This is a genomic window from Thioflexithrix psekupsensis, from assembly GCF_002149925.1.
Lineage (GTDB): Bacteria > Pseudomonadota > Gammaproteobacteria > Beggiatoales > Beggiatoaceae > Thioflexithrix > Thioflexithrix psekupsensis.
The window spans coordinates 149,446-172,121 of record NZ_MSLT01000018.1 but is presented as its reverse complement, the minus strand read 5'-3'; the positions used below and the strand labels follow the sequence as shown (position 1 = coordinate 172,121).

Below are 22,676 nucleotides of genomic sequence, written 5' to 3'. Positions count from 1 at the left end.
ATTAAATTAAAGATTTCTTCGGCGGATAAGCCAATTGATAATTGGCAGCAAGAGGACTTAAATTAGGGTTATTATAAGGATCATGATTTAATTCTTTCTTCCATTTACGCTGCATAAAAGTCAGTTCTTGCCTTAATCGTAAATGTTGAAAAAAGCCCTGATCTTGCCCCCGACTTACCGATTCTAAATGATACAATTCAGCAAAAGGTGTCCACACAATTCGATAATGTTGCTGAGTTAATTTTAAACATAAATCGACATCATTAAAAGCCACTTTTAACTTTTCCTCAAAACCATTCACTTGTTCAAATACCGTTTTTCTCATCACCAAACAAGCCGCCGTGACCGCGGTATAATTTTGGGTGTGCATTAACTTGTGCCAATAGCCCGTGTCTTGACGAAAAAAATGTTTTAATACATGTTGTCCAATGCCTGAAAAATTTAACAGCACTCCCGCATGTTGCAGCGTATCGTCAGGATAATAGAGCTTTGCGCCCACCGCGCCGATGTCAGGACGTACAGCATGGGCAACCATTTCACTTAACCAATCGACATGAATAATCTTTAAATCATTATTGAGAAAAGCCAATATTTCCCCTTTGGCTTGCTTTACGGCTTCATTGTTTAGTTTTGAATAATTAAAAGGATATTTTTGTGTTAAAAGTGAAATATTTTTATATTGGGACAAACTAGAAAGATAAGTTAAAGTTTCTACTTTTTCACTGTTATTGTCAACAATAATAATCTCAATGTTTTGATAAGCGGTTTTATTCATTAAATCATTAATTAATGATTGCAATAACTCAACTTTATCTCGAATAGGAATAATAATACTGACTAATGGATTAGGATTAGGAATGGGATAATTAATTTTAAAAGAAGGCGCATATTCCGCATGATATAACTCAATGCGCACAATTTGCCCTAATCGTTCAAAATGAGCAGTCAGTCTATTTTTAATATTTTCATAATTAAGTACAGCATGATGCACTGTTTTATGATATAAAATATGAGGGATATGATAAGGTTTTTCTTTATTATCCTGCTCTATTAAACGCAACACCATATCATATTCTAATAAATCAGCATCATTGGTTTTAAAACCACCTAATTTTAGAACTTTTTTAGTATTAAAAAGCACAGTATCTAGCACATAAGGCGCGGCATAAAATAAATCAATATTCCAATCTGATTTAAAATAGGGATTTTCACAACAATGATTATGATCTAAATGACTTTCATCCGCATACCAAAAAGGGGCATTGGGTGCAAAATATAAGGCTTCTATCATTTTATAAATGCCATATTCTTCTATTTTATCCCCATTGTTAAAGCGTATAAAAAATGCCTCTGGCAAATAACGCAATAGAGAATTTATTAGCTCAATTTCAGAACTATTTTTTTCATAAAATACACTAATTTTTGACGTGTTTCCATACTGGGTTTTAATCGTTTTATTATCTTCTTCTTTATTGGTTAATAAAATCACACGCCAATGATCACACAATTGCTGTTTTAAGCTATTTAAAGTTAATTCTAATTGAGAAATATCTTGTACAAAAATTAACACAGCAATTTGAATGGAAGAATCAAATTGTGCGGCTTTGGTTTTTAGCTGTTTCTTTTGCGTTTCCGTTAAAACACAATAACGTTGTTGCCATGCGCGATATTCTTCAGTATTAAACCAATGTGTCGTGGCTAAATAAGGTTTAGTTTTCAGTGTTTCTAAAAAATGATACACGCTGGGAGAAATGCCATCTATCACATCTAACGCTGTCGTGCCTGCTTGGCGGTTTAATAGCTTTAAAATAAATGCCGTGATTCGGCTACCGATTCGCCATGTAAAAGAATGGCGTAATTGGTTTATTTCCCGCTGCAAAACGTGCAAATAACGCCCTGCCCGAATTAAATCTTGCTCACAAAGATTAGCTTTTTTCTCAGTCGTTATTTGGGTTTGATTTAATTCAGGCATTGCTTTATTTACGAAAATGATAAGAGTTACTTTAACGACAAGAATTTGTGATATTCGGCCAATACTTTAGCGGTTTCTCCTTCACAGCGTGACACCCCTTCTTCTATCCACACGACGCGATCACATAATTGATTCACTAATACCGCATTGTGAGAAACGAATATAATGGTTTTATTCGATTTAATTTTCTCTTGCATCACGCGAGTTGATTTGGCACTGAATTCGGCATCACCTACGCCTAAAACTTCGTCAATTAATAGTACATCAGGGTCAACCATGAATGCAACCGAAAAACCTAAGCGCGCCACCATTCCTGATGAATAAGTAGAAATAGGTTGTTCAATAAATGCACCTAATTCAGAGAATTCGATAATGGCAGGTAATTTCTCAATCACTTCTTTTCTACGCAATCCCAATAACATACCACTGAGAACCGCATTTTCTCTGCCTGTTAAATAAGGAATAAAACCCAATTGCAAAGATAATAACGAGACTTGATAGCCGTAATTGGTGATTTCGCCACAATCGGGTTTAATAATCCCTGCAATTAAACGCAATAAGGTACTTTTACCGACTCCATTACGTCCAATAATGCCTAATGTCTCGCCTTGATAAAGCTCAAAAGAGACATCTCTTAATGCCCAAAATGGTTCACCAAATATCCCGCGATTCTTCTTGTAGAAAACGCCTACATTTTTTAAAGAGACCACTTTTTCTTGTGTTGACATTATGAAGTCACCTTGGGGTAAATATATTCAAATTTTCTCACCAACCATGTGCTGATAACAATCATTATTAGGGAAAAAATAAGCACAATTAATAATGATGTCCAATTTGGCCAAGTATGGTACATTAACACATTTCTATAACTCTCAATAATATTCACCATCGGATTAAGATAATAATAAAAACGATAAGCCTCTGGCACAATATCCGCCGACATAAAAACACCCGATCCAAAAAAAACCGCTGTTAATATATTCTCAACCACAAACCGTAAATCAGGAATAAATGGCACAATCGCCGCTAATAAAAAAGTAAATCCCGCAATGAATAAAATCTGCACCATAAATAAAATCGGAATAGCCAGATAATGCACCGTAGGAGGAAAACCATTTATCCATAAAAAAACCAATAACAAAGAAAAAATAAAAATAAACTTTGTGGTGTCTGTTAAGATTAGAATAATGGGAAAAATAATTTTAGGTAAATAAACTTGGCGAGTAATATATAATGCGCCCCCAATGGTATTAGCACCATGCGATAAACATGATTTAAACCATTGCCAAACCGTTAATCCAACCAATAAAAATGGCACATAATTGTCTGTTTTATGCCCCAGCATTAAACCAAACACAATATAAAAAATTCCCATAAACATCATGGGTTCAAATATCCACCACAAAAAACCTAAATAAGTTCTTGCACTTTCTGCCCGCAAATCGGCATAAGTTTTATACAAAATTAACTCAACATAACGAAACAATAACGACATTTTGTTACTCATTTTTATTCAATTTTAATCCTCAATAGTAGAAGTGACAGTGGTAAAATGCGATAAAATATAATCACAACGATCTTGTAATGAAAGCATATCCCTAGGAATAACCATTAAATGACTTTGCATCCGCTCATCGTGTAATAATCCTAATAATAAAATATTTAAATGCTCTATATAGGCTTGATTTAAAGCCGCTTTACCCGTTTCAAACACCAAAGGGATACCCGGTTGCACTAAGATAAGTTGATGAAAAAACTGTAATGTAGCTTGAAAGCAGCGGTTAATATAATCCGTTAATGCGGCAAATTCAACGGGAGTTTGTGCCTGTATATCGGCTAAGGTATAAGCAATGAAATCTAGTGGCGTGCGATCTGTGATAAAATCTTGCGTTTGCGCTTGCCAAAGCCGCTGGGCATCGGTTAAAACTTCATTTTGAATCCATAAGCGCGTGGCAAAATCCAACGGCATATCAGGGCGTAAATGGTGGCGTAAAAAAACTGCACTGGTTTGGGTTGGCACGAAAATAAAAGCACTTTGACGCGCCAATTCAGCGGCCAATGTCGTTTTTCCTACGCGATGTCCACCACATAACCCTATGATTGTTATATTTTTTTTGCTAGATGCCATGATTTGATTTTTATTAAAAAATAAAACAAAGGAGATGTTTACATTGTCGCTTGAACGGTTAAAACAAATTAAGATTATTTTAGTTGGTACTACTCACTCAGGAAATATCGGTGCTACAGCTAGGGCGATGAAAAATATGGGATTATCTCAACTCATTTTGGTCGCGCCCGAAGCTCCATTTCCCTCAGCCGAAGCCACCGCTCGCGCTTCTGGGGCTGTTGATGTTTTACAATCGGTCTGTTGTTATCCTGATTTAAAAAGTGCGATTGCGGACAGTCAAATTGTTTTTGGCACCAGTGCGCGTTCCCGTTCTTTAGCGTGGCCTATGCGCACGCCGAGAGAAACTGCTGAGGAAATTTTTAAACATTCTTTTTCTGTTTCTTTAGTATTTGGGCGAGAACATTCGGGATTAACGAATGAAGAATTAGCATTATGTCATTATTGGGTACAAATTCCTACGGATGAACAATATAGCTCTTTAAATTTAGCAGCCGCAGTGCAAGTATTATGTTATGAATTGCGGGTGCAAGCCTTAACGCAAATTTCAGCAAACAATACGCTGTCTTTATCTGATCCATTAGATGCGCCTGCCACTGCTGAAGCAATGAATTTGTTTTATGCGCATTTAGAGCAAACATTAATTGATATTGGTTTTTTAGATGCGCAACAACCTAAGCAATTAATGCGTCGTTTACAGCGTTTATTTCATCGCGCTCAACCCAATATTAATGAAGTGAATATTTTACGGGGCATTTTGACGGCCATAAAAAATAAAAAATAACACGGCAATTAAAGTGCCGTGTTATTGAGCAGGAAATAAAAATTAAAACTTAACTTCCGTACCATCGCTATAACGGACATAAGTCACGCTGAATTGTGCCTGCAATTCGTTTAAAGAACGATTGCTGGCCAAATGTTGATATAGCGCGTCAAATTGGCTTTTAGCAATGGAAACTCCCCATGTTTTTTCCGCGTTTTGTGCCAATTGATAGCGGCTGGCGACGTTACGCAGGCCTTGAATATCATTGGATTGCAACATTAAACGGGCTAAAGATTGACCGTTATTATCTTTAATTTCCAATTCACCGTCAAATTCACTGATATTTTTCTCTAATATGTTGCGTAATTGAATGGTTAATGCAATCACTTGATTGGCAGTGAACACATCATAGTATTTTAGTGTAATGGGCAGTTGATTGGCTTTGATGACAGGTGCGGGTTCTGTCACAGTATCTTCTACAACCTCAGTTTCGGCAGATGGTACTGCTTCAGTTTCAGAGACAGGTGGAACTGGCGTTTCTGTGGCAGCCGCGGGCGCAGAATCGGCTGTTGATATTGTTTCTGTCGTTTCGGCTGCGTTATCTGGCGTGGCTTCTGACGCTGTCTCTGGTGCTGCTTCTGGTGCTGTTTCTGACGTTGCCTCTGGTGTGGACGCAGATGCTTCTGTAGAAACAACGGGTGCGCTGGTGTCAGTATCAGCAGGGGCTTCACTTTCTGTATTTTCTTTTACAGGTTCAGATTCGGACACAGGCGCATCTCGATTCACAGTGCCACTGGATTGTGTAGAAATCTGGGCTGATTTTGACTCATTGCCTCCACCACATCCAGCAATCAATAAAGCAAGTAACCCAACACCTAAATATCTGATTATCAAAATTTTTTACCTCATTGGCTCATTTGTTACCGTGAAAAAGAAAATAGAGCTAACAAAGCACAAAAAATCAAACCACACAGCCATGAAAAAAATACATGACTGTGTGTTAAACAACTTTTTATGATACGTCAGCTATACTTTTATCACACATATTACTCTGTGTTGTTTCAGTCGAGCTATTTAGGGGCAGTTCCAGGTGCCGCTTCTGGCGTGGTTCCAGAGGCTTCTGTAGGTGGAGTCGGTGCATCAGTACTCGCACCTGCGGCCGCTTCGTTTGTCTCACTTGCAGTATTTTCTTCTGCGGGTGGTGCAGGTGGTGCAGGTGGTGGCGGAGTCACTGCGGTGGTGGCGGGTTGCGCCGGAGCCTCAGTTTTACTTCCTTCTTTATCAGAATTACAACCCACGATCAATAAAGCAAGTACTGCAATACCTAAATGTTTCATCGTCAACATGTTTCACCTCGTTAAAATTAAGAATGATTTAAAATAATCCCATTAAAACCGATCTTCAAAACCAGGGATTGTGGTTTCTAATAAGGCTTCAGCTTTACGTCCAAGTCCGCCTAATCCTTTTAACTCAATTTGAAAGAAAATACCATTTAAATGATCCCCTTCTATATTGGTTAAATAACGCCGAACAATTCCACGCATCGCCCAACAACAACTTTCATATTCTAAGCCTGCGAATAATTCAATATCTTTACGATCTCGCAAAGAATAATTCCAACGGCCAATAACGCGCCAACGTGAAGAAGCCAGCGGCCAATATCCAGATACATCGGTTTGTTCTAAGCCTGTGGATTGGCGAAAACGGTAGGCGACATTGAATAAATGCGCCTGATCCCGCTTGTAACGCAATCGCCACACGCTATATTCCAAATTTTCATCATACCGATTCCAACGCACACTGCCTGATGCACTCCAATAACGAGATAATTGCGCCGATAATTCAGCCACGGTACTCGACGAGGAATCTGTTAAAATAGGAATGCCTGGCAAAGTGACTTTTGGATCATTTAAGTAAAATATTTCTCCCAAACTGGCACGCACATAATCCTGTCCTGTTTGCGCGTCTAATAAGCGAGAACTAAGGGCAAGCGTAATTTGATGACCGTCATCAATTCGATCCGCGCCACTGTAGCGATTATCACGGAATAATTGCCCAAAACTGAGATCATATTCCGCAGTGTCAAATATGGGCAATTCGCTCTGTTCTTTAAATGGGGTGTAGCGATAATAAATTCTAGGTTCTAAAGTGTGTAATAGCGCATGATTAAATAAAGTTTGTTCTCGCTCAAAAAATAAACCTGCATCGGTACTAAAGGTGTAGAGCAAACGACTTTCCGTAGTTTGCTCAGGGTTTCTTTCATTATCCAGCGAATAATGGGTGTAACGTGCGGATAATTGCGGCACAAAAAAACCACTGGCATTACGCCATGGATAACTTAATGCCAATTTTATATCCGCACGATTGCCAGTGACATCAGGCTGAATTTCTATATCTCGATCAAAACGCGCTAATTCCACATGGGCTGCAATGTTAAATTGACGATTAAATTCAGGTAATTTAGTTTGTAACAACAGCTGGGGTAAACGCCCATAAGGACGGGCTAATGGATTGCGATCTAAAGTTTGAAAACGTTGCAAGCGCAATAACCCCAACCAACCATAACCCATATAATAAAGATCGCCCCGTTGTTCTAAATGGGTGGTGCTGGCTGCGGTTAAATTATAGCCTAATTCTTCAAAATAACGCTCATCTGAAGTATAATCATAAACCAAATCTGTGTACCAAGGACTGCCTTGCCATAAGGTGCCTTGATTGCGCAAAGAAAGTAACTTACGATCTTCACTGCTGACACGATCATGAGGCAAATATTCTGCTTTAATAGATCCTTCCATGCTATCGGTTAAATAACGAAATTCCCCCTTCATTAACAACCCCCGTCGAGACATTAAACGCGGCGTTAATGTTAAATCATAACTGGGGTTTAAATTCCAATAAAAAGGAATGCTAAATTCAGTCCCCACTTCGTTAGAAGAACCAAAATTAGGAGCTAGAAAACCTGTTTTGCGATCACTGGTTAAAGGGTAACTTAAATAAGGCGTATAAAAAACAGGAATATTGAAAAAACGTAACGTGACATTTTTAGAATAACCTACATTTTCTTTTAAATCTAAACGGCTTTCTTTGGCTTTTAATGTCCAGACTTCTCGTTGGGGATCGCAGGTGGTGTAACTGCTGTCAAAAAGCCGCGCTTGCGTGGTGCTGTCTTGGTACACGGTCTCCGCAAAACCGCGGCCACGATAAGCAGGCAACCAATAATGGGCGCGGTGCATTTCCCCTTGATCGTAAGGACGCAATTGTAATTGTTCACCTGACACCACGAATTGATCCGACCAATAAGTAAAATCATTTTCCGCATCAGCCGTGTCTAAATCACGTGCATAAACGACCGTATTAGCCGTTAATAATTGTCCAAAACGTTGCAAAATCACATTGCCGCGAAAAGTAGAAATGCCTTCATGTTCTTGAATTAATACATCATCAGCATAAATTTGAGTCGATTCTGGATCATCAAGTGGATCAACTTGCGGCGCAATGGGCATAAAACTGTCTAAAGGACGACAATATGCTCCCGTTTCAAATACATTAGCCATACTGAATGGAGTCTGTAAAGAAAAGGTCAATAATGTTGAAAATAAAATGGAGATTCGCACGGTTAATTCAACAGTCTTTAGGTTTTATTAAAAAGAAAAAATGGTGTTATTTTTTTAACAGTTCAGCCCAATTGATATGTTCCCATTCGGCTAATAATTGTTGAAATTCATATTCAAACCAAGATAAATAATTTTGTAAAGATTCTCCGTTTTGTTCTCGAATGGATTGTTCTGCAATAAAAGCCAATTCTCCTAAACGATCTGCACCAATACTGCGAGAACTGCCTTTTAAAGAATGCGCAATGCGTTCTGCGGTTTCTAGGTTATTATCGGCAATTGCGGCTTGGAATTTTTCCATTTGTTTTGCGGTATCTTTTTTGAATTGGGCTAATAATTTTTCTAAAATTTGCAAATTTTTCATGCAGATAGAAACCGCTTGATTTTGACTAAAAGTATTGAGCGGCTTAATTCGCGCTTCAATATCGGGTGGAAACACAGAAGCCCGCGTTTCTGTCGTTAATTCTGTGGCTAATTCTTTCTCAATTGTTTCAATAGGTGGTTGGGAATTATTGGCAGAAGGTGTGGTGCGTTGAGTGGGTTCATTTTCTTGAGGAATGGGAGAAAAACGCGCCAATACCCGACGTAATCGCTCTACCGTCACGGGCTTTCCCACACAATCATCCAATCCCGCTTCACGATAACGTTTTAAATCCGCCGGTAACGTATTGGCGGTCAGCGCAACAATTGGAGTATGACGAGTTGAGCCTTCTTGCTCTCGAATGTGCAACGTGGCGGTGACTCCGTCCATGACGGGCATTTGAATGTCCATAAAAATCAAATCGTAGTGTCGATTACGGCACACATTAACCGCTTGTAATCCATCCTCCACCACATCCACTTGACAAGATAAAGCTTGTAACATGCTAACCGCGACTAAACAATTCACTTGATTGTCTTCTACTAACAAAACACGGTGGGGAGTACGATTAGATTCTGTGGACGGTAAAAATGTTTTATGTTCAGTTTCTTCTTGATTATCAGTAGCTTGAGGCTGTGGAATTGATTCAGGTTCTAAATGTTTACGTAAAATAGCGGATAAGCGATCCAAATTGATCGGCTTGGCAATGTAGTCATTCATGCCTTGCGCCAAACACCGCTCCGCATCGCCTTGCATGGCATTAGCGGTCATGGCGATAATCAACGCCGGCCGCCCTCCTTTGCGCTGCTCATGTTCACGAATGATTTTAGTGGCAGCAAATCCATCTAAATTAGGCATTTGCACATCCATAAACACCACATCGTAATATTCTTTGAGCAAATAATCTACGGCTTCCTGCCCGTCTATCGCTTCAGTGACGACACAACCCAATTCGTGTAACATCATGCTGGCCACCATGCGATTGACTTCGTTGTCTTCCACTAATAAAACTCGTGTACCGCGATAATCATGAATTTCCCGCATTTTGTGCATCCGAATGGGCAAACCAATCAGACTGTCCATAGTGATTAATTCACGCGGCAAACGATTATTACTCGAATGGCGTAATGCTACTAATGTTTTTTGCAATTGTCGCTGCGGTAATGGTTTGCATAAATGCGCAGAGAAACCAATTTGTTGTAAATATTTACTGTCCTGTTGTGTTCCCGCAGAAGAAAGCATCACCAATAAAGTATCGCGCAACACGACATCCGCTTTAATTACCTTACCCAACATTTCGCCATTCATGACCGGCATAAAATAATCTAAAATCACCAGCCAATAGGGATCATTATTACTGTGAGCGCGCCGCAAGGCTAACATGGCTTTTGCCGCAGAATCAACCGCATGGCAACGGACTCTCATCCGTTCTAATTGTTCAGTCAATACTCTTAAATTAACAGGATTATCATCCACCACTAAAATATGTACGCCTTCTAAAATGCTTGAAGAATGGCTATATAAAGGCGAATCTTGTGGCAAAACATCCACTTTAGCAATGGGTAATGGCAGGGTAAATTGAAAAACAGAGCCTTCGCCTTCTGTGCTTTGCGCGCTTAATTCTCCGCCCATTAAATGCACTAATTGTTGGCAAATGGCTAACCCTAATCCCGTGCCACCAAAACGACGGGTGGTAGAAGAATCGGCTTGGGTAAATTTTTCAAAAATACTGGTTAATTGATGTTGTGGAATGCCAATTCCCGTATCTTCAACGCGAACATGAATATGAGCGATTTCTTTGGTCGAAAAAGGACAATCCACGTCAATCAGCACATAACCCACGTGAGTAAATTTCACGGCATTACCCACTAAATTGGTCAAAATTTGTCGAATTCGTCCCGCATCTCCCATTAAATAAAATGGCGCATCTGGCGCGTAACGCACAATTAATTCAATATTCTTTTGTGCCGCGCTCAATCCCAATAAACGAGTGACTTCTAATACCGCATTTTCAAAGTCAAATAAAATAGGTTCTAAAGTTAATTTACCCGCTTCAATTTTAGAAAAATCAAGAATGTCATTAATCAAGGTTTGTAAAGCATCCGTGGATTGGGCAATAATTTCTGCATAATCGCGTTGTTGTTGGGTTAATTCAGTGTTTAATAATAATTCCGTCATGCCCACAACGCCGTTCATGGGCGTGCGGATTTCATGGCTCATATTGGCTAAAAATTCGCTTTTGGCTTGTGTGGCGCGTTCAGCGGCTTCTTTGGCGCGCAGCAATTCTTCTTCGGTGTGCTTACGGTCGGTAATATCGCGGGCGATGGCGTAAATGTAGCCTTCTTCCACCAACGGGTAAGCATTCCATGCCAGCCAGCGATAATCTCCCGTGCGGCACAAATAACGGCTTTCAAATTCTAACACACGATGTCCAGCCGATAATTGTTGAAAAAAGGTGGTGGCATTTTCTTTGTCTTCGGGGTGAATATGGGTCAACACGGAGCGTGCTTTTAGTTCATCCAATTCCCAACCCAATACACGATGCCACGCAGGATTTAATTGGTGATATTTTCCTTTAAAATCCAAAATACATTGCATGTCTAATGATAAGTTAAATAAACGATCTCTTTCTTGTTGCAATCGTTTTTGTTCGGTGGTATCGACCACAATGCCAATAATATATTCTAATTGTCCATTTTCGTCATAGATCGCCGAAACAAATAAATCTCCCCAAATTTCTCGCCCATCTCGACGAATAAAGCGTTTTTCAATACGATAATTATCCGCATGAAGTTTTAACATGCTGTCCATGCGCGCTTGTACAGAGCTTTTATCATCGGGGTGACAAATGTCTAAATTGGTCAGTTGTAGCATTTCTTCTTCAGAATAACCTAGCATATCTAACCATTGTCGATTGCACGCCAAATAATGTCCTTGAGCATTTAATAAAGCAATCGCCACGGCGGCATTATTAAAAATGGCTTGATATAAATGAGATTGGGTGCGCCAACGGCGTTCATTATGTCCCCGCTCGCAATATTGGCTAATGGTTTCGCTTAATAAATGAATCAGTTTAATTTCTTCTTCTTGCCACACTCGCGGATAACTCACGCCCACCCCCACAAAACCACACCATTTTCCTATGATCTTTAAAGGTGCTAAAAGTAAACTTTGACATTGAAAATGTTGTTTTAATTCGGCTTGTTCTTGAGGATTTAATTCATATCCATTACAAATAACGATTTGATGACGGATTAATTTTTCTCGCCATTGTTGAAAAAATAATTGGTCATTGAGTGCTATTTTCTGCTCAATTAAAGGGAGATAATGGTGGCGATACACTTCGTGAGTGCAACGGGTAAAAGTATCTGTATCGTCGGGGTCGTGTTGAAATAAAAAACTACGGTCACTGTTGAGTCCGCGTTGTAAATGTTGTAAAACGGTAGTGATCGCGCTGTTAGAATCAGAATGTGTGGTTAATAGGCGTTGGCTGCATTCGGCAAAAATATTTTCACACAACGCCGACGATTGCCACGTGGCGGGCGGCGCGGCATGGTAAGGTGCGGCCAATAATTCTAAACGCCCCGCCAACTCGGTGGCAATTAACGTCCAACCATAAATCGTATACCCTTGTCCTTCCCGTAAACGCGCCATAAAACTAGAAGCACCATAGGTCACCAGATGGTGCAGTTGGTGTTGAAAAAAAGCCCGATCATCAGGATGAATATAAGCAAGTAATTGATTTTCCGTATAATTTTTGCAGGAAAAATCAAACGGCGAATCGTCCCCCACAGTAGAATCAGGTGTAACCTCTCCCAAAATCAAGGTGCAACGGAGCAGTGACGGGTAAGTGGATTCGATAATCATACGGTTTTTGTAGTAAATTTAGTTGAATCGTAGCAAGCGATAAACACGATGACGGTTTTTTGCCAATAGTTTACCGCAATCAGTCCCGTGTTGCAGGAGAAGTTGCAGCCATTATTTTGGCTGTCATTGGTTGTAGTGAGACATGCTAAGGAGTCATTTATGCGACTTAATCTACTTTATATTGCCATTATAAACCTTATATTATTCCCTATGGTGATGGCTTCGGAATCTCGCGTGGAAACAGAAATGAGCTATTTCCAAGGTTGGGATGTGGGGGAGTCAAACATTATTCTCATCCATGCAAAACCAATTACCCGCCCATTAAAATCCGCTCAAGATTTAAATGCCCATTTGAAAATAATGCCCGGAGAAAAAGTAACAGCCCATATTGATGAATTGTCCTATCTTTACGAATGGACAAGTGAAAGTGGCACCCGCTTTTTTACAGAAGAACGCCCGAATTGGTACGCGAATCGTCATTATCCCAGCTATAAAGAAAGCATCCCCACACGTGTTTATGGGGAATATGGAGTAAAAATTGATGATACTGATTTTGAACAACAATTGATTAAAGATGAACGCCTTTATCACATAGAAAAACAAAAAATTGAACAACAACAGGCTGAAATGCAAGCAAAAATTAATGCGGGTAAAATTGAGTTGGGAATGGATATGTTATTGGTAAATGCCATTTTAGGAATACCAAAATTATTCGGACATGACGCAAGTGGAAAAACTGAATACCGATACAAGAAAGGTGAACAGCAATATACCGTTCAATTTAAAGACAATGTGGTGATTGATTTTAAACCCATCGCCGATGAAACCAATGCGGCTGATGTTCAAAACGACAACCCAAACGCCGCCGCTCCACTACCCCTCCCAATTAAGAGAGGGGACTGAAAAGCCAATCGACAAACGACGCGATCCATCACATCATTTTTAATCTTTTATTAGCCCGATTTTTGACAGAGTTTGCCCTTATTTCGTCCTAAATCAGGTTTATACTTAACACCTAACGCACCAAGTGAGGCAGTTTATTACTGACACCGTCCCACTCTTGTGCGTCGGGCAGGGGGTCTTTGCGTTCGGTAATAACTGGCCATTGCTGCGCGAGTTCTGCATTTAAGGCCACAAAATCACGAAATTCTTCAGGCAAATCGTCTTCAGAAAAAATGGCTTTGGCCGGACATTCAGGCTCGCATAAAGTGCAGTCAATACACTCTTCTGGATCGATCACCAGAAAATTGGGTCCCTCGTGGAAACAATCCACTGGACACACTTCGACACAATCGGTGTATTTGCAACGAATGCAATTATCAGTGACTACAAAAGTCATGGTAAAATTTGACCTCTTTTTACATAAATGGAACGGTTCACTATTTTAGTGTTGATTCCGTATTAAGCCAACAACAACCCTGCTCGTTGTCCTAAAAGCCATGAAATAGGCACGGGTTTTGCGCTATGGTGTTACGATAGATACAGTCACTCCCCACAAGACAACGTTGGTTAGGTATGTACAAAACATTTTTTAATACCGTCATTCTTGCAGTTTTATTTTTGGTGAATTTGTCCCTAATTACATGGTTTATTGATTATTTAGGACAGAGTCGCAATGCAGCGAATGATTTACAAGCACTGGAAGCCATGATGGCCGCAGGGCATTCGGTAAGTGCATCGCGTCGCGGGGCAACGTTGGCCATTCCCAATGTCACTGCCGCCGCCGATGCCACCGTCGTCACTCCGCCACAAGGCCCTCTGCAACAGCGAATTGTACTTGAGTTTGGCACGAATAACAGTCAATTAACCGCCCAGCAACAGCAAAAACTGGAAGAATTGTTGAGTGCCTCTCACTTGTCGCCGTTGCACCAAGTTAAGGTGATTGCCGGGCCCACTTCCGATAAGAATAAAGCCTTATCGCCACAAATGGCGAAATTGCGCGCACAAATTATTGGGCGCACCATTTATTCCCATACGCAATCATTGAGTATGTCTTATCAACCGGATTTAAAACCCGGTACTGTTGTTGTTGAGATCAGCTTAGTGCCGCGTTAAATGCGCATCACGAGGCGTTTTAACCCAAAAATTTCCCCGCAGCGATCACAGTTGCGGGGAAGTTTTTTTGAAGGCTTTTTTAATAAAGTCGTTATTAGGCGATTAAATTATTACTGTTTGGCTAAAACCGTTCCCGGTGGTGCGTGGTTTTTGGCATAGTCTTTAATTCCGTCTAAAATAACGCGGGCAATTTGACTGCGGTAATGGGGATCATTCAATTTTCTTTCTTCTTCCAAATTAGAGATAAATGCAGTCTCTACCAAAATAGACGGAATGTCTGGCGAACGCAGCACCATAAAAGCGGCTTGTTGCACACGTTTGTGGTGGGTTTTTCCGACTTTCTTTAACTGGTTAAATACGGATTCGGCTAAATGCGCACTGGCTTCTAATGTGCCGGTTTGCGACAAATCTAACAGCACAGATGCCAATAAATCATCTTTATCATTCAGACTGACCCCGCCCATCAGATCGGCGGCATTTTCTTTTTCAGCCAACCAGTTAGCGGCTTCGCTGCTGGCACCGCTACGTGACAGCATGTAAACTGATGCTCCCCGTGCTGTTGGGTCTTCGTAGGCATCGGCGTGAATGGAAATAAACAGATCAGCCTGATGTTCTCTTGCCATATCAATGCGTTGGCGCAATTTTAAATAATAATCGCCATCACGTACCAACACCGCTTGCATTCCGGGTTGTTGGTTAATCAGAGCGGCCAATTCTCTGGCAATGGCTAAAACGACTGTTTTTTCCCTAGTGCCATTTTTACCAATGGCACCGGGATCAATCCCACCATGACCTGCATCAACTGCAATGATCAAATCACGTCGCCCTGCCCGGTGGGCTAAAGGCAAAATCGGAGCAGGGACTGAAGCAGATGGATTGATAACAGGGGACGGAGTCGTTTTTTTGGGTTTAACTTCTGGATTGGCACTGGCTTTTACTGGGGGAGGAGTGAGGGTATTTTTAGTCGCAGAAGAAGCCACTTGATGCGGACTAATCTGTACAATTAAACGATGTCCGTAACCATCTGCGGGCGCGATGGTAAAAGTTTTGGCTTGTGCGGCTTGTTTTAAATCTAACACCACCCGCAAATCGTGTTGATGACGCGGTGCGCTGCGAATTTTTTTTAATAAATCCGTTTCGGCAAACTGAGGTAGTGATGGCAGCGTCGTATTTTTAAAATCAATCACTAACCGTTCTGGATTGGATAAAGCAAAGAATTTATATTCCGCAGGTGCGCTCATGTCGAACACCAAGCGTATACTATCTGGGCTTTCTTGCCACAATCGCACGCTGTTAATTTGGGTTAAGAATGCCTGCAAGGGCGCGGTCAATAGAAAAAGTAAAATCAGTGCAATAAAACGCAATATCCCATTCATAATCCTGACTCATTAAACAATAAACTAAGGTGTTCCCTTTCTGTTCAACATCCATAGGTTTCTATTGTACCATTCTTTATTTTGTTGGAATAAGAAGATGATGATGAAAGATGATGAGACGCTATTTTAATTGAGATCACAAGTCTATTGAAAATTTCTATATTCCATTTATAGAAAAAGAAACCCAAACCCAAATCGCCACCCAAATTCAATCCAGTTTTACCTTACGCCAACAAAGCCAAAAATTTTTAGACATCGCTAAACAAGCGGTGGAAATGGCAATTGGAGAAAGTGAAAAAAAGCGTTAATGTTTTTGCAGGAAAATAAAAATCTCTAAGAATTTTAAAAAAACTCACGACCGACACGCTTCACATTGCGGATATTGACGGCAGCGAGTACGGAAGCGGCTATACCAATTTTTTCAGAGTTGTATAATAATACTTTTTAAATAAGGAGAGAATAATGAACAAGAGATATGAAGATTTGGAAGAGTTAATGTCAACAGGTGAAGCGAGAGAAGTGAAGCGAGCGATGGCAGTAATGAATGTCTTTGCTTGGTTTTGTGCGTGCGGAAGTGGCTTTAGCGTGCTGTGTCAGTGTGCAATTTGTGGATAAATGGAAAGCCATTTATTTAGCGTCAGGGGTGGAAGGATTAAAGTTAGCGTATAAAGGCTCGCCAGGGTATTTAAAGCCGCGTGAACGAGAAGCGGTTATTAATTGGATACAAGAAAAGAAGACAATAACAATGGAGGAGCTAAAGGGATACTTAAAAGAGGAGTATGATGTTTTCTATTCTTCAAATACTTCTTATACTAAATTGTTAGAAGAAGCGAATTTAAGTTATAAGAAGACACACAAAGAGAATTCGGCAAAAGATGAGGTAAAAGTAGAAGCTAAAAAAAAAGAGATTAAGGATTTAATAGATAAGGAGCGTGAACAGATAGAAAGTGGAGAGGTAATGTACTGGATGCAAGACGAAAGCCATCAGTTGTGGGGAGATATTTGTGCTTATGTTTGGTCGAAAAAAGGAGAAAGAACGTCAATAAAGATGAGTAATTATCGTACTTCTCAAACGTGGTATGGAGCGGTGAATATTTATACGGGAGAATTTATTTTAGATAGGGCAAAGAAAGCTGATACAAAATATACGATAGACTTTATTAACTGGCTCATTTACAGATATAAAGAAGCCCGTCATGTGATTATTTGGGATGGTGCAAGTTATCATCGTTCTGAAGGTTTAAGAACTTATTTAGAGAAATTAAATGGGGGACTTCCATACCAAAATTATGTGAGATATAAAAACAAATTAAGTTCTAATATCTAGATAGATATTAGGTATAAGATACTGTTTAATTTTATTAAACTTAAACACTTTACCTGACAAAAAGGTCTCAAACATACTAGTGACTTCTTTAAAGCTTGATAGACGATGAAAATTCTTTCTGACCCAATTCTTACCTTGAAGCCAAATATCCTCGACTGGATTTTGCTCTGGGGCATTGGGCGCAAATCTTAATAAACGAACTTTCCATTCTGATTCTGGAAGTCCCCCATTTAATTTCTCTAAATAAGTTCTTAAACCTTCAGAACGATGATAACTTGCACCATCCCAAATAATCACATGACGGGCTTCTTTATATCTGTAAATGAGCCAGTTAATAAAGTCTATCGTATATTTTGTATCAGCTTTCTTTGCCCTATCTAAAATAAATTCTCCCGTATAAATATTCACCGCTCCATACCACGTTTGAGAAGTGCGATAATTACTCATCTTTATTGACGTTCTTTCTCCTTTTTTCGACCAAACATAACCACAAATATCTCCCCACAACTGATGGCTTTCGTCTTGCATCCAGTACATTACCTCTCCACTTTCTATCTGTTCACGCTCCTTATCTATTAAATCCTTAATCTCTTTTTTTTTAGCTTCTACTTTTACCTCATCTTTTGCCGAATTCTCTTTGTGTGTCTTCTTATAACTTAAATTCGCTTCTTCTAATAATTTAGTATAAGAAGTATTTGAAGAATAGAAAACATCATACTCCTCTTTTAAGTATCTCTTTAGTTCCTCTATTGTTATTGTCTTCTTTTCTTGTATCCAATTAATCACATCTTCTCGTTCACGCGGCTTTAAATACCCTGGCGAGCCTTTATACGCTAACTTTAATCCTTCCACCCCTGACGCTAAATAAATGGCTTTCCATTTATCCACAAATTGCACACTGACACAACACGCTAAAGCCGCTTCCGCACGCACAAAACCAAGCAAAGACATTCTTACTGCCATCGCTCGCTTCACTTCTCTCGCCTCACCTGTTGACATTAACTCTTCTAAATCTTCATATCTTTTGTTCATTATTCTCTCCTATTTGAAAAGTATTATTATACGACTCTGAAAAAATTGGTACAGAATCAGAATGGAAAGTTCGTTTATTAAGATTTGCGCCTAATGCCCCAGAGCAAAATCCAGTCGAGGATATTTGGCTTCAAGGTAAGAATTGGGTCAGAAAGAATTTTCATCGTCTATCAAGCTTTAAAGAAGTCACTAGTATGTTTGAGACCTTTTTGTCAGGTAAAGTGTTTAAGTTTAATAAAATTAAACAGTATCTTATACCTAATATCTAGCTAGATATTAAAACTTAATTTGTTTTTATATCTCACATAATTTTGGTATAGCAAAGGGACGTGATTTATAGAATCCTTATTTTGTCAGAATCAGAATTGACAGACACAAGAATTTTCAAAATTGATTCTCGCAAGCAGATTTTTTATTCTTTAATTCTGAAAATTATGAAATTCTGTAAACTCTGATTCAGACAGAAAAATAGCAGCCTGAATCAGAACTGAATTATTCATCTATTTAAAACAATTTTGATGATCAGGAATATTCCCAAAAGGGTCTTTAAAGCGCGCATCACAAATAAATTCCCAATCAGTTAAACTTTTTAAAAAAGCAATCATATCTTCTTTCTCACTGGCACTGAGACGAAAACCATTAATTAACTCGCTTTTAAATGGGTTTAATTTGCCATCGCCCGCATAGTCGCCTGTGGCAATCATTCGTCCACCGCGGGCATAATGATCCATTAAAACTTCCTCCAAAGTGGCGATTGAACCATCGTGCATATAAGGCGCAGTGAGTTCAATATTGCGCAATGTGGGCGCACGAAAACGTCCCATATCTTCGGCTTTAAATGTCGATTCCCACAAGCCGCGTCCGCCATCGGGATAAGCTCCCGTGCCAGCAATGTTGTATAAGCCGGTGTTGTGAAATTCGATTTCGGGAATAATGGTTTTATCATGCTGAGAAGATTGGGTAAAATTAAATCCCCCATGACAATGAAAACATTCTAATGTTTCAGAAAAAAACAATTCCATTCCGCGTTTCGCTGATTCGGATAAGGCATTTTTCTGATTTTGATAAACCTGCTTATCATAAGGAGAATTGCCAGAAATTAAACTGGCCGTAAAAGCGGCCACCGCTTTACTTATATTGCCGCTATTAATAGGATGGGTTTCATTGGGAAATGCTTTGGCGAATCGTTCTTGATATAACACATCTATTCTAAAATTATCCAAAATTTTTTCTTCTTGATTCGCCCAGCCTAACTCAACAGGAAATTCCCCAAACATGGGAATTAATGCTTGTTGATGTAATGATTTTAGCATTGGATTCGCCCAATTAAAGGCTGAATTATAAGCTGTATTCACCAAACTCATGCTATTACGCGGATGAATTTCACCGGTTGCCCCGATTGCTGTTTTACGTCCATCTGTAAACGCCATACGCTGCTCATGGCAACTGGCACAAGAAAATGTATTGTTTACAGACATGCGCGTATCGTAAAACAAAAAGCGTCCCAATTCAACTTTAGCCGCAGACATAGGATTATCTAAAGGTTGTCGTGGCGTAGGAAATCCTGCGGGCAGTTTCCAATCATAATTACTATGAATAACAAAGGCTTGACTTTGATTTATCGTGGCGATTCCCTCTTCAGAGCCACCCCCACAGCCGACTAATCCCAGCGCGAATAAAATAATCCCATAAAAATTTTTATTCATGATGTCCCATTCCCCATGTCCAAGATGCGCCTAACCACACGGTACTTGCTTTTTTATCCGTAAAATCAGCAACATCATAATTATGTTGTAAATGAAAAGTAAGCGGTCGCCACGGAGACCATGTGAGTAATGAAGAAATACGATAACGATCACTACGTAACTCATCTTGCGTTCGTTGTCCGTAAAACAAAGCGTGATCGCCTGTTGCATCATCATAACGTAATCCAATTTTCCACTGCGGGTGAAATTGGTATAATAACTGGGAATAAAAGCCAGAATCTTTTAACGTATTGTTTTTAATAGTCATTATATCATCTTGATACGCGCCGACTTGGAAATGACGTTGCATCCACTCACTTTGCCATGTTAATGTATGCGTGGGCGTTAAATGAATAATGACTGTTAAATCAGTACCATACAAATAAGTTTTACTGTTTTTACCCGCACGATTCGCTCCCCTCATGCCCGAAAGTCCCCAATTTACTGTCAGAGAAGAAGACGGCTGCCACTGTTGAGTTGAGCGGAGAGTATAAAGGAAGTCACTGATTTGACTGCTTTTTGTGCGCACAATGGGCGTACCACCCACACCATCGTAAAACGGATATTCTTCTGTATTAATATGCTGATGATCCTGATCATCGTCACCGTGTGAATGCCCTTCGCCTAAAAAACTGATCGCTGTTTCATCATCTGCATTTTGTATAGAAAAACTAATTTGTGATGACCAATTCACAGGCAATTGATGTGCTAATTCAATCCCCATTCCTCGCGTTCCTTCTCCGCCTAATAAACGCGCATTAATCACAGGATAATCTAGCCAAAAATTGCCATGATGATCTGCATTTAAACGCCCAAAAGCCGACGCAAAATAACCCACTTTTAAAGTGATGGGTTGATAATGATCCGTTTTTAAATAAAGCTGTTCCAAACCAAATTCTTCATCATTGGCTTGTAATGCTACGGCTAATTTTGTACTGGAATCGATCATAAAATCCACAGATAAACCAATATGCTGTAAATTAAAGCCTGATTTTTGCGGATCATGCGTACCCTTTTGCAAAGACATTAAAATATCATTTTCTACATTTGATGTGCCAACGCTCATTAATCCTTGCATATTCCAACGCAACGCAGGTGTATCTTTAGCCTTATTCTCATGATCATGTTTATGCTGTTCATCTGCATAGATATTCATGCTATGCAGTAATAAACCTAGAAAAATAAATAACGGTTTCATGGATAACCACTTAAAAAAAGGCGGAATCATATCCGCCAAAATAGGTAGTAGAGTTAAGAAATTGGTTTTCTTATTAAGAAAATAGCGGCTATTGCACTGTAAAAAAGCGTTGTTCTTTTTTCGGATAAAGAACAGGTAAATTAACCCCATCCTTATAAGTAAAATCAATGCCTAATAATGGCAAAATGGTTTGACATTCAGGATCATTATTTCCTGACATACAACCCACTGCCGTATCAGGTGTGTTATAAACAATATTGCTTTCTTTTAAAATCTGTGCGACATCAACTTTAATGTGATGGCGAGAAAAATCAAAATTGCTAAAACAAATCTCAGGTGTGTTAGGATAAGTACAAGGGCCGTCGGGTTGTTGACCTTGTTTGTTGACATCGGAACAGCCTGTGCTACCTAAATGAACCACAAAACTGGCTTTTAAATTCTCTGGATCGCCCATACCATCAATACGAATAAATTTACGCCCTGTAGTCCATGACCATAACATGCCCGAAATATTCAACGGAGAAGGTAAAACCGTCGGATCGCCGTGATTTTCGTCAAAAGGTAAACCTAACGTAAAACAAATTCCGTTGTAATCTGTAATCGATTTGCCCGCAGGTAGCACTGCTTTTACTTGCGTATTCATATCGGGCGTGCCGTTTAAACAACCGTTTTCAAAATCCAACAAAGCGGTATTTGCGGTTTGCCATTTATTATCCACAGTTAAAGACAGCGTCTCATAAGATGCGTTATGCTGATTAAGCAGCTTAAATTGCGAAAGATAAACGCGAAAATCGTTAATTTTATAACTGTCTTGAATCACCGCCCCAACAGGTCTATACGTTTCACCACAAACGAAATCTTGATCATTGACCACGCCTTTAAATTGAACTGTTAATTCACTTGTATTTGAAGTAGATGAACTGGGCGTTGTTGTTGTGGAGGAGGTTGTGGAAGACGTTGTGGTGGTTTCCGTACTATCACCACCTCCGTTGCAAGCGGTTAAGCCGGCGATGACAAGAGTACAAATTGAAAGACGAAAAAAGGGGAGTTGACGCATGATTGGCTGACCTTGTTAAGATAAAAATAAAAAAACAGCCCCACGATAGGCAAAGGAAACGCCACTTTTATTTAATTCTTAAATATCAATAAATTATGCGTAAAATTCTGAAAAACTTATCGCAAAAATAAGTGATTTAACCCAGATAAAAGCGCATGGCTGTGTGATTTGACCTATTTTTATTTGT

Annotated in this window: 19 protein-coding genes; 5 read left to right on the top strand and 14 right to left on the bottom strand. The window is 39.5% G+C overall.

Going from position 1 to position 22,676, the window contains the following annotated elements:
* Position 1: 1 nt before the first annotated feature.
* Genes TPSD3_RS11135 through TPSD3_RS11120 form a run of 4 tightly spaced genes read right to left on the bottom strand, consistent with a single transcriptional unit; the run spans position 2 to position 4,100 of the window.
* Complete coding sequence (locus tag TPSD3_RS11135) at positions 2-1,972, bottom strand: glycosyltransferase family 2 protein (RefSeq protein ID WP_086488618.1); 1,971 nt, start codon at positions 1,970-1,972, stop codon at positions 2-4.
* Between the two features lie 26 nt (positions 1,973-1,998).
* Positions 1,999-2,700 (bottom strand): ABC transporter ATP-binding protein, encoded by a 702-nt coding sequence (locus TPSD3_RS11130; protein WP_086488617.1) that lies wholly within the window; start codon positions 2,698-2,700, stop codon positions 1,999-2,001.
* Positions 2,700-3,479 carry an ABC transporter permease gene (locus tag TPSD3_RS11125; protein WP_086488616.1) on the bottom strand — a complete coding sequence of 260 codons (780 nt, stop codon included), beginning with the start codon at positions 3,477-3,479 and terminating at the stop codon, positions 2,700-2,702. The genes TPSD3_RS11130 and TPSD3_RS11125 overlap by 1 nt, the downstream gene beginning before the upstream one ends.
* A gap of 12 nt (positions 3,480-3,491) precedes the next feature.
* Positions 3,492-4,100, bottom strand: coding sequence for an AAA family ATPase (locus TPSD3_RS11120; protein ID WP_086488615.1), 609 nt, complete (start codon positions 4,098-4,100; stop codon positions 3,492-3,494).
* A gap of 34 nt (positions 4,101-4,134) precedes the next feature.
* Between TPSD3_RS11120 and TPSD3_RS11115 the strand changes: the two genes are divergently transcribed.
* The gene (locus tag TPSD3_RS11115; protein WP_086488614.1) at positions 4,135-4,881 is read left to right on the top strand and encodes an RNA methyltransferase; all 747 of its coding nucleotides are present in this window, start codon (positions 4,135-4,137) and stop codon (positions 4,879-4,881) included.
* A gap of 42 nt (positions 4,882-4,923) precedes the next feature.
* On the opposite strand, the gene TPSD3_RS11110 is transcribed toward TPSD3_RS11115, so the two are convergent.
* The 4 genes from TPSD3_RS11110 to TPSD3_RS11095 form a co-directional block, all read right to left on the bottom strand.
* On the bottom strand, positions 4,924-5,754 hold the full coding sequence (locus tag TPSD3_RS11110) for a hypothetical protein (RefSeq protein ID WP_086488613.1): 831 nt from the start codon (positions 5,752-5,754) through the stop codon (positions 4,924-4,926).
* 176 nt (positions 5,755-5,930) lie between these two features.
* Positions 5,931-6,206 carry a hypothetical protein gene (locus tag TPSD3_RS11105; RefSeq protein ID WP_086488612.1) on the bottom strand — a complete coding sequence of 92 codons (276 nt, stop codon included), beginning with the start codon at positions 6,204-6,206 and terminating at the stop codon, positions 5,931-5,933.
* A gap of 42 nt (positions 6,207-6,248) precedes the next feature.
* On the bottom strand, positions 6,249-8,474 hold the full coding sequence (locus tag TPSD3_RS11100) for an LPS-assembly protein LptD (protein WP_086488611.1): 2,226 nt from the start codon (positions 8,472-8,474) through the stop codon (positions 6,249-6,251).
* Positions 8,475-8,520: 46 nt separating this feature from the next.
* Positions 8,521-12,699: a response regulator gene (locus TPSD3_RS11095; RefSeq protein ID WP_086488610.1), complete on the bottom strand. Its 4,179-nt coding sequence runs from the start codon at positions 12,697-12,699 to the stop codon at positions 8,521-8,523.
* A 234-nt stretch (positions 12,700-12,933) separates the two neighbouring features.
* Between TPSD3_RS11095 and TPSD3_RS11090 the strand changes: the two genes are divergently transcribed.
* On the top strand, positions 12,934-13,602 hold the full coding sequence (locus TPSD3_RS11090) for a hypothetical protein (RefSeq protein ID WP_140048541.1): 669 nt from the start codon (positions 12,934-12,936) through the stop codon (positions 13,600-13,602).
* Positions 13,603-13,714: 112 nt separating this feature from the next.
* On the opposite strand, the gene fdxA is transcribed toward TPSD3_RS11090, so the two are convergent.
* On the bottom strand, positions 13,715-14,038 hold the full coding sequence (gene fdxA / locus TPSD3_RS11085) for a ferredoxin FdxA (RefSeq protein WP_086488608.1): 324 nt from the start codon (positions 14,036-14,038) through the stop codon (positions 13,715-13,717).
* Between the two features lie 176 nt (positions 14,039-14,214).
* On the opposite strand from fdxA, the gene TPSD3_RS11080 reads away from it, so the two are divergent.
* Positions 14,215-14,754 carry a hypothetical protein gene (locus TPSD3_RS11080; protein WP_086488607.1) on the top strand — a complete coding sequence of 180 codons (540 nt, stop codon included), beginning with the start codon at positions 14,215-14,217 and terminating at the stop codon, positions 14,752-14,754.
* 110 nt (positions 14,755-14,864) lie between these two features.
* Here TPSD3_RS11080 and TPSD3_RS11075 read toward each other — a convergent pair whose 3' ends face one another.
* Complete coding sequence (locus TPSD3_RS11075) at positions 14,865-16,130, bottom strand: N-acetylmuramoyl-L-alanine amidase (RefSeq protein ID WP_086488606.1); 1,266 nt, start codon at positions 16,128-16,130, stop codon at positions 14,865-14,867.
* A gap of 462 nt (positions 16,131-16,592) precedes the next feature.
* Between TPSD3_RS11075 and TPSD3_RS17585 the strand changes: the two genes are divergently transcribed.
* Together TPSD3_RS17585 and TPSD3_RS11070 are read left to right on the top strand one after the other, a co-directional pair.
* On the top strand, positions 16,593-16,745 hold the full coding sequence (locus TPSD3_RS17585; protein ID WP_176329849.1) for a hypothetical protein: 153 nt from the start codon (positions 16,593-16,595) through the stop codon (positions 16,743-16,745).
* On the top strand, positions 16,675-17,457 hold the full coding sequence (locus TPSD3_RS11070; RefSeq protein ID WP_086488605.1) for an IS630 family transposase: 783 nt from the start codon (positions 16,675-16,677) through the stop codon (positions 17,455-17,457). The genes TPSD3_RS17585 and TPSD3_RS11070 overlap by 71 nt, the downstream gene beginning before the upstream one ends.
* Here TPSD3_RS11070 and TPSD3_RS11065 read toward each other — a convergent pair.
* From TPSD3_RS11065 to TPSD3_RS11050, 4 genes are all read right to left on the bottom strand, one after another.
* Positions 17,440-18,489, bottom strand: coding sequence for an IS630 family transposase (locus TPSD3_RS11065; RefSeq protein ID WP_086488604.1), 1,050 nt, complete (start codon positions 18,487-18,489; stop codon positions 17,440-17,442). The two genes, TPSD3_RS11070 and TPSD3_RS11065, sit on opposite strands and share 18 nt — an antisense overlap.
* A gap of 500 nt (positions 18,490-18,989) precedes the next feature.
* A complete protein-coding gene (locus TPSD3_RS11060) occupies positions 18,990-20,195 on the bottom strand; it encodes a methanobactin export MATE transporter MbnM (protein ID WP_086488603.1) in 1,206 nt (401 codons plus the stop codon).
* A complete protein-coding gene (locus TPSD3_RS11055; RefSeq protein ID WP_176329848.1) occupies positions 20,188-21,432 on the bottom strand; it encodes a porin in 1,245 nt (414 codons plus the stop codon). The genes TPSD3_RS11060 and TPSD3_RS11055 overlap by 8 nt, the downstream gene beginning before the upstream one ends.
* 88 nt (positions 21,433-21,520) lie before the next feature.
* Positions 21,521-22,489, bottom strand: a complete 969-nt coding sequence (locus tag TPSD3_RS11050; protein WP_086488601.1) for an MbnP family copper-binding protein — start codon at positions 22,487-22,489, stop codon at positions 21,521-21,523.
* Positions 22,490-22,676 lie beyond the last annotated feature (187 nt).

Bases quoted from the DNA above. Each gene is read 5' to 3' on its own strand.
- TPSD3_RS11135 (WP_086488618.1), bottom strand. From the start codon at position 1,972: ATGCCTGAATTAAATCAAACCCAAATAACGACTGAGAAAAAAGCTAAT.
- TPSD3_RS11130 (WP_086488617.1), bottom strand. From the start codon at position 2,700: ATGTCAACACAAGAAAAAGTGGTCTCTTTAAAAAATGTAGGCGTTTTC.
- TPSD3_RS11125 (WP_086488616.1), bottom strand. From the start codon at position 3,479: ATGAGTAACAAAATGTCGTTATTGTTTCGTTATGTTGAGTTAATTTTG.
- TPSD3_RS11120 (WP_086488615.1), bottom strand. From the start codon at position 4,100: ATGGCATCTAGCAAAAAAAATATAACAATCATAGGGTTATGTGGTGGA.
- TPSD3_RS11115 (WP_086488614.1), top strand. From the start codon at position 4,135: ATGTTTACATTGTCGCTTGAACGGTTAAAACAAATTAAGATTATTTTA.
- TPSD3_RS11105 (WP_086488612.1), bottom strand. From the start codon at position 6,206: ATGTTGACGATGAAACATTTAGGTATTGCAGTACTTGCTTTATTGATC.
- TPSD3_RS11095 (WP_086488610.1), bottom strand. From the start codon at position 12,699: ATGATTATCGAATCCACTTACCCGTCACTGCTCCGTTGCACCTTGATT.
- fdxA (WP_086488608.1), bottom strand. From the start codon at position 14,038: ATGACTTTTGTAGTCACTGATAATTGCATTCGTTGCAAATACACCGAT.
- TPSD3_RS11080 (WP_086488607.1), top strand. From the start codon at position 14,215: ATGTACAAAACATTTTTTAATACCGTCATTCTTGCAGTTTTATTTTTG.
- TPSD3_RS11075 (WP_086488606.1), bottom strand. From the start codon at position 16,130: ATGAATGGGATATTGCGTTTTATTGCACTGATTTTACTTTTTCTATTG.
- TPSD3_RS17585 (WP_176329849.1), top strand. From the start codon at position 16,593: ATGAACAAGAGATATGAAGATTTGGAAGAGTTAATGTCAACAGGTGAA.
- TPSD3_RS11070 (WP_086488605.1), top strand. From the start codon at position 16,675: ATGTCTTTGCTTGGTTTTGTGCGTGCGGAAGTGGCTTTAGCGTGCTGT.
- TPSD3_RS11065 (WP_086488604.1), bottom strand. From the start codon at position 18,489: ATGAACAAAAGATATGAAGATTTAGAAGAGTTAATGTCAACAGGTGAG.
- TPSD3_RS11060 (WP_086488603.1), bottom strand. From the start codon at position 20,195: ATGAATAAAAATTTTTATGGGATTATTTTATTCGCGCTGGGATTAGTC.
- TPSD3_RS11055 (WP_176329848.1), bottom strand. From the start codon at position 21,432: ATGAAACCGTTATTTATTTTTCTAGGTTTATTACTGCATAGCATGAAT.
- TPSD3_RS11050 (WP_086488601.1), bottom strand. From the start codon at position 22,489: ATGCGTCAACTCCCCTTTTTTCGTCTTTCAATTTGTACTCTTGTCATC.